The organism is Polymorphospora sp. NPDC051019 (assembly GCF_040683055.1).
GTDB lineage: Bacteria > Actinomycetota > Actinomycetes > Mycobacteriales > Micromonosporaceae > Polymorphospora > Polymorphospora lycopeni.
Genome location: NZ_JBFBCH010000036.1, coordinates 48,190 through 55,261 on the forward strand (window position 1 = coordinate 48,190; position 7,072 = coordinate 55,261).

Below are 7,072 nucleotides of genomic sequence, written 5' to 3' on the forward strand. Positions count from 1 at the left end.
AGTCAGCTACCTGATCTGTGGAACCCCGGTCGAAGAGCCGGTTCGATAGCATCGGGAGGTTCACATTAGGATAATTGGATCTTGAATGACTGCCGTCCCCACTGGGCCAAACCCGATGTCCGCACTGCTCGCTGCAGCTTTCGCAGCCGCATCATCATGGCAAATGCCTCGATGTCGCGAATGTGACGTATCCAGCCGTTGCTGAAGTGCGCTAGATTTACGACCATGATGACCTATGTCCGGCTGGCCATGGCTGCATCAATGATCGCGATGTTGGCCGGCTGCTCGTTCCATGCGGACCAGCATGATCAACAGGTTGAGGGGATTCCGCAGGGGTCCACGAGTGCTGATGCAACTGGGGACCATTCTGCGCCCCCATCCATGCCGTCACATGATCCACCACTCGGCTTTCAGAAGGCATTTCAGCTAGATGGGCCAGTCGCCTATCGCGTCAAAGGTGACTTGCTCTACGCAGTTTGGGGAGCGAAAAGTCTACTTGGCAGTGCGCCCGAACCGCGAATAGCCGTTATTTCGATGGTCACGGGTGATGAGCTTGCTTCGGTACGACTGGCAAGCGAGGTCGAAGCCCCCACCGAGGGCCTGAGGCACTCAATGACTGCCTTCGTAGATATCGGCGGGCAGATGTCCCTGATGCTCGCTTACGAATATAAGATAGAAGGCGCCGGAACGATAAAAGACCGGACCATCCTGCGTATCCGGGCCGACCGCGCCGAAACCGGGGCCTTGATATGGTCCACCGACATCGACATCTCTGATAACCCTATCGGCGCAATCTATATTCCGGCGACAAGTGACGAATACGCGCTGATCACATCTTACAAGCATCGTACGATGATCGTTCGTATCGACTCTGGTAAAGTGGTGCACGATTGGCCGGGCTTCAGAGGCTATGCCATCGTGGATGATGTGGTCGTAGGCTGGTACAAGGATGGAAGAACCGGCTTCATCGAGGGGCGCAGCATAAGTGCTGGGCAAACGCTTTGGAATAGGCAAAATATCGACACTGACGATGACTGGGCGGCCAGTCATGAACTAGGAAACGGCTACGTCCTCCACTCTACGCCTCGTGATGGAGGGCTGATCATCGCGGCAGCTACAGGTGCCACTCTGCAACATGTAGGGGAAGGTCGCTCGAGGATTTACTGCAAATACGACGAGGCTGGCCTAGTGGTTTGCGCGGATGGCAATGGGGAATTTCTTCGTCGTAAGTTTCTGGTGGCATACAACCTCAACAGTGGCGAGCAGTTGTGGAGCGAAAAGGATATTGGTCAGGGAAGAACAATTCCGCTTGAAATAGATTGCATTTATCGGGGTGTGGCATATATGTCCTTCTCAAAAAATTACCGAGACGACGAGCGTCCACCGATGGTACTCGACGTCCGCACGGGAGCGGACCTGGTCGAGGAGTTGCCTACGGCAATGGAAGAAGTCGGTGCAGGATACGGAATTTCGCAACACTGGAATCTGCGGCGGGATTCATTTAATGCAATCGTAGTGTACATGTCGACGCGATGATCGTGAACTCTCTGGACTGCCGTCGAGGCTTCGGCGGGGTGGCTTTCTAAGCCTCGCGAATGAGTTGCTGGCCGGCAGATTTGCGGTCGGGAAGTTGAGGCCAAGATCCTTACGAGATGCGGAAACCTAAAATGATCGTGCATGTTCGACTGCTTGGTAGAAGCAATTTTGAGTTATTGTCGCTAGGTCGCTGGCTGGCCGACGAGGCGGAGCTCCGTGGCCACGTCACCACTCGGCATGGATCTCCATCCGAGGGCGAGATGGGTACGGTCACAGACGTACTCATCGTTGCAGTAGCAAGCGGAGGCGCATTGACTGTTCTTTCTGGGTCCATAGCAACCTGGCTTCGACAGAAGAAGTCTGATATCTCGGTTGAGATCGCTTATCCGGACGGCCGCGTTCAGCGGATCACAGCCAGCGGGCCAGCCGCCGACGTTCTAGCCGAGCATGCCATTGACCATTCCCTGCGCGTGCACCGTGTCTCATCGATAGATGGCCGGGACGAACCAGCCGATGACTCTTCCGAACGCTAGTATTTCTCAGGCCGTCCTGATCGGAGTTAGCAAGTACAAAGCACTACCAGGCCTGCCTGCCGTACGCAACGGTCTGCAGGACCTGGGCAACTGCTTGCAGGATGAACGTCTGTGGGGACCGCCGCGCGGGGGATGCACCGTGGTTGACAATCCCATGCTAGCTAGCACTGCCTTAGAAGCCGTCCATCTGGCAGCCCAAAACGCAACAGGCACCCTCGTAGTCTATTACGCCGGCCACGGACTTATCGATCCGGAGGACGGTCGACTCACGCTTGCGTTACCTGACACGCGACCCGAACGGCCAGAAACTCAAATTCCCTATGAATGGCTCCGACGGGAGATACGCGGGAGCCGTGCTCCCCGCCGCGTGGTTATCTTGGACTGTTGTTACAGCGGACGCGCACACGGCGAAATGGGCTCCTCCCTTACGTCTCTAGCCGACCGTGCCGAAATCGACGGCGCCTGCCTTTTAGCATCAGCACCACCCAATAGCCCCGCCTTCGCGCGACCGGGTGAACGGTATACCGAGTTTACGGGCGCGCTACTCCAAGTCTTGACGGACGGCATCTATGAAGGGCCGGAAATACTCGACCTGGATACAATTTATCACGAGCTCCTTCGAATCCTCGGGTCGAGGTCTGCACCTGCTCCCCAAATGAGGGCATACAATCTTGCGAGCAGTATCGCTATTGCCCAGAATCGTTGGCAACAGTCGGACGAGCCCGGCAATACGCCTATCGCTTCAATGAAAAATGCAAGGCATCCTATCTCTGACCTAGCATTAGCAGTCAACTTAACCGGCCGCATCACAAGATTTGCAATGATCTCAACCGCGACCCTTGGCCTCGTTGCAGCAGGAACGCAGTGGGTCATCGACGACTTCGCTGGCTCCAAGGCGCACCCAAATTCGGGCGTGGTAGCGAGCGCATCCCTATTTGATATCCACTTCATCGGCCATCACGACCCAGTTCGCTCCGCAGCGCTCGGCAGTCTTAACGGCATACCGATCGCGGTCACCGGGGCTGATGATGGAACCGTCCGACTATGGGATTTAGCCAAGCGCGAGCAACTCGGGGAACCACTCTACGGCCGTACCGACGGTATCGAGAGCGTCCTTGCGCTTGCGTTAGGTGAGGTGGATGGTACACCGATCGCGGTCACTGGGGCTGATGATGGAACCGTCCGACTATGGGATTTAGCCAAGCGCGAGCAACTCGGGGAACCACTCTACGGCCACATCGGCAGAGTTCTTGCGCTTGCGTTAGGTGAGGTGGATGGTACACCGATCGCGGTCACTGGGGCTGATGATGGAACCGTCCGACTATGGGATTTAATCAAGCGCCAGCAAGTCGGGGAACCATTGGTCGGCCGGACGGGCCCAGTTTCGTCGATAACGCTCGGCACTCTTAACGGCATACCGATCGCGGTCACTGGGGCTGATGATGGAACCGTCCGACTATGGGATTTAATCAAGCGCGAGCAACTCGGGGAACCACTCTACGGCCACATCAACGGCGTCACCTCAGTTGCGTTAGGCGAGCTAGGCGGCACCCAAATCATCGTATCCGGAGGGCGCGACAAATTAATGCGGATATGGGATCTTGCGACTCGCAGCCAACTCGGTGACCCGATTATCGGTCATTCCGACACTATTAACTCTATCGCCTTCACAACGCTACGCGACAACCCAGTTGCAGTAACAGGTGGGCAGGACGGTGCTATCCGGGTATGGGATCTGACCGGGCGCCGCCAACTGGTTGAACCACTCGACGGCCACATCGGCGGTGTCATGTTAGTTGCGTTGGGCGAGCTAGACGGCGCTCAAATCATCGTATCCGGAGGGCGCGATAGCTTGGTAAGAGTGCGGCCACTAGAAACTCGGTAGGGGAAGAATGACTGGGTCCCCGTGAAGTGGTCCAACTGATCTGGTGCCCGGGAAGTGATCCACTGCGTTGAGAGTTGAGGCAGAGTGATCATCAGGAGGTTACTGTGCCCAAGTCGTATCCGTGATCCGTGCGCCGGCAGGTGTCTCAACGGCTGCGTGGTGCTGAACCCGTGGCGGAGATATCGGCGGAGACCGGCATCTCACCGGCGCCCCTGTTCCGCTGGAAGGGTCAGGTCCTCATCGACGTGGGAGTCCGCGCGGGCGTACCCAGTGTCGAGGCGGACGAGTTGGCGGCGCGGCGCGGCGTCACCGGTCGGCATGTCCGTAGGATCATCGTTGCTGATGAGATCAAGAAGATCCATCAGCATTCGAGGGGCGCGTACGGGAAGCGCCGTATCCGTGCTGCCCTGTTGGAGGAGCACGAGATGATCGTCAACCACAAGCTGGTCGCGGCGATCATGCGGGAGCGACGATCCGGCGGGAGAACACGTCCCGGACAGCGGCCAGCCAGAATACGCCCTCACCGCACGGGATCCGGGTGGTGTCGGGGGCCAGAGTCGGTTCGGGGCTGCGGCGGTGAAGTTACGGTCGACCAGATCCGGTGCCGGCGTATGCCGTGGATCCTGTCTCGTTGAGCCGCCGCGCCAGCCGCGGCGCAGGAACGCTCCGTGCCAGCCCTGCTGTTTCATCAGCCGCTCGACGCGTTTGCGGCCGACCCGGATGCCGTCGCGGCGTAGTTGCCGATGGATGCGGTCGGCGCCGTAGGTGCGCCCGGAGGTTTCCCAGATGTTGTAGATGTTGGAGATCAGCCCGAGGTCGACCAGATCCCGGTCACTGGGCTGCTCAACCTGCTTGATCCACTGGTAGTACGTCGACTCGGCGATGTTCAGGACCCGCAGTAGGAGCGCGACCGCGACGCGGTCACGGTGTTCGTCGATGAACCTCATGACCGTCGCCGGGTCGGGCCGAGCTCCGACGCGAGATAGTTGGACGCCGCACGCAGGATCTCGTTGACCCGGTGCAACTCGGCAACCTCTTCACGCAGCCGGCGGTTCTCCTCGGCCATCTCGCTGGTGGGCCGGTCATGACGCTCGCCCGCGTCGGCCTCGGCCTGGCGGATTCAGTTCCGCAGTGCCTCGTGATGCACGTTCAACTGCTCCGCGAGCCGCCGGATGGTCGGTTTCGGGTCCGACTCGCGATACAGACGCACGGCACGCGCCCGTAGCTCGTCGGGGTATTTCTTCGGTGCGGCCACAGAACTTCCTCCCCATGATCAGTCGATCATGCTTGAGAAGCTCCGCCAAACCGGGGGCAACTCACCCGCTCTATCGCGGCTGGTTACGTGCCTACTACGCCCAATGGCTCGCCCTCAACCACCGGGCCGGCCAGGCGGCCGCCATGCTCGCAATAGCAGCAGTCGAGATGACCGAGCCTGAGCCTTGGCGTGCCGCCACACGCGACCGCTGCGGGCCGCCAACACGTCCGCGCCGTCACCAGCCACCTCAAGACACCACCCGACAACCAGCCCAGTTGGACCACCGCTCCAATTCCCGACCATCATCTGCAACTGGCCAACGACCTGCTCAACACCCACGCCTGGCCCGAACGCGAAACCGCCCTCCAACAACACCGAACCACGATTCACGAGCCCGATCTCCCCACCACCCTCAATATCCTCACCATCCTGCACCCGGACATTCCCCAACTGGAAGACCTGCGCGAACTGATCGCCGATCTGCGCGAGCACGGATTCGACACCGTAAGCGAGCACCTTCGCGCCGCGCACGACGAGCAGGCCACCCTTGAGGCCTGGGTTGCCACCCCCAGCTGGACCGAATCCATCACCTTCCTGCAGGACCACGCCGACACCCTGCAACGTCCACACCTCCGTAAAACACTCCTCGAATCCGACCATCCAATCGCCGTACAGCATGGCGCGATCCTCACTCTCGCCGCCCAATACCAGCCGGACACACTCCTGCGGATCATCACCAAGCCCGCCGAGGCCGCCGAACTTGCCACCAATGCCCTCGAAAACGGCGACCTGACAACCCTCGCCACGATCCTTTTGGTCTGCCCACACTCCGCCGAACTACCCGGCACCGGGCCGCTGCTGATCGCCGTATCGCTGCTCGCAAACGGCCACGAAGAGGAAGCCCTCGTTGCAGCCCAGGATGCTGTCATCTCCGGCGAACGAATGCAAAACCGAGCACATTGCATCCGGGGCTACGTAGGCTGCTCGCCACCCAACAACCGGAGAGATCTCCAACACGTTCCAAATCGGACTCGCCCGAATAATCGACCTGTACGAACAGCACATCACCAACCCTGATCCGATCCAACCCGACGAACCAACGCCCACACCTACGGGACCTCAGCAACCTGAACCACCCCGAATCTCGTAGCCCAGATCCTCTCGCGGTGGCGCCTGCGTGCCGCCGCCATCGTGGTGGCACAGGCTTTGGTCGCTCAGGACCGGGAAGCAGACGCCCCGGCCGTCATGTCCGAGTACGGAATCGACGAGGAGGACGTGGACCCGAACCTCAACGACGATCTCAACCACTGCCCGGGAGACCCGTGCGGCAGGGACTTCCCCGCAGGGCTACCCGAGCCGCGGCTCGGTCGCCGTGCCGTACGGCGAGCAGAACTAGCGCCGAACGTCCGCCCTGTCGTCGGCGAGCAGCTCACACGGACATTGGCCGTGGTCGGTGATGGTTTGCCGCCGGTATCGGAATGTCAGCACCACGCTGGCGGCGGGTGTAGTCGGTTGGGGCTACTGCGCCACCGCTAGGCGTGGTGCTCGGATGGTGCTCGGACGTCGAACGACTGACACGGATACCCAAGGACCTGGCCGGAAAGCGGGCTGCCAAAGCCGAGTGCGACGAGGGACAACTGAGTTCTGATCCCGATGCGTGTGCGGGGACTTGCGTGTATCCAGCGGGACTGTACGGGATGGAAGGGTAGACATTCGGGTTGACTCTAATAGAGTGTTATTTGGAGAATTGGATGAGCCGGGCCGCTGACTACGGATCAGAAGGTTAGGGGTTCGAGTCCCTTCGGGCGCACAGAATCAAAAGGGGTCTGACCTGCAGGAATGTCGGTCAGGCCCCTTGCTTGT

General features: G+C 59.8%; 7 protein-coding genes and 1 pseudogene. 5 read left to right on the forward strand and 3 right to left on the reverse strand.

Translation table 11 applies throughout. The features are described from left to right. Positions 1–225: 225 nt before the first annotated feature. The 4 genes from AB0M79_RS35080 to AB0M79_RS35095 all read left to right on the forward strand — a co-directional run bounded on the left by AB0M79_RS35080 (position 226) and on the right by AB0M79_RS35095 (position 4,589). Positions 226–1,536, forward strand: a complete 1,311-nt coding sequence (locus AB0M79_RS35080; RefSeq protein ID WP_364222734.1) for a hypothetical protein — start codon at positions 226–228, stop codon at positions 1,534–1,536. Positions 1,537–1,667: 131 nt separating this feature from the next. Then, positions 1,668–2,069 (forward strand): hypothetical protein, encoded by a 402-nt coding sequence (locus tag AB0M79_RS35085; protein WP_364222749.1) that lies wholly within the window; start codon positions 1,668–1,670, stop codon positions 2,067–2,069. Beyond that, a complete protein-coding gene (locus AB0M79_RS35090) occupies positions 2,050–3,954 on the forward strand; it encodes a caspase family protein (protein ID WP_364222752.1) in 1,905 nt (634 codons plus the stop codon). Before AB0M79_RS35085 ends, AB0M79_RS35090 begins: the two co-directional genes overlap by 20 nt. Before the next feature lie 245 nt (positions 3,955–4,199). Next, the gene (locus AB0M79_RS35095; RefSeq protein WP_364222755.1) at positions 4,200–4,589 is read left to right on the forward strand and encodes an IS3 family transposase; all 390 of its coding nucleotides are present in this window, start codon (positions 4,200–4,202) and stop codon (positions 4,587–4,589) included. Positions 4,590–4,616: 27 nt separating this feature from the next. Here AB0M79_RS35095 and AB0M79_RS35100 read toward each other — a convergent pair. The 3 genes and pseudogenes from AB0M79_RS35100 to AB0M79_RS35110 all read right to left on the reverse strand — a co-directional run. After that, positions 4,617–4,901, reverse strand: a pseudogene (locus tag AB0M79_RS35100) (IS3 family transposase); the annotation flags it as partial. Further along, positions 4,898–5,020 carry a hypothetical protein gene (locus AB0M79_RS35105; RefSeq protein WP_364222737.1) on the reverse strand — a complete coding sequence of 41 codons (123 nt, stop codon included), beginning with the start codon at positions 5,018–5,020 and terminating at the stop codon, positions 4,898–4,900. The pseudogene AB0M79_RS35100 and the gene AB0M79_RS35105, both read right to left, overlap by 4 nt. Positions 5,021–5,074: 54 nt before the next feature. Continuing rightward, positions 5,075–5,209 (reverse strand): transposase, encoded by a 135-nt coding sequence (locus AB0M79_RS35110; RefSeq protein WP_364222740.1) that lies wholly within the window; start codon positions 5,207–5,209, stop codon positions 5,075–5,077. Between the two features lie 189 nt (positions 5,210–5,398). On the opposite strand from AB0M79_RS35110, the gene AB0M79_RS35115 reads away from it, so the two are divergent. After that, positions 5,399–6,286, forward strand: coding sequence for a hypothetical protein (locus AB0M79_RS35115; protein ID WP_364222743.1), 888 nt, complete (start codon positions 5,399–5,401; stop codon positions 6,284–6,286). Positions 6,287–7,072 lie beyond the last annotated feature (786 nt).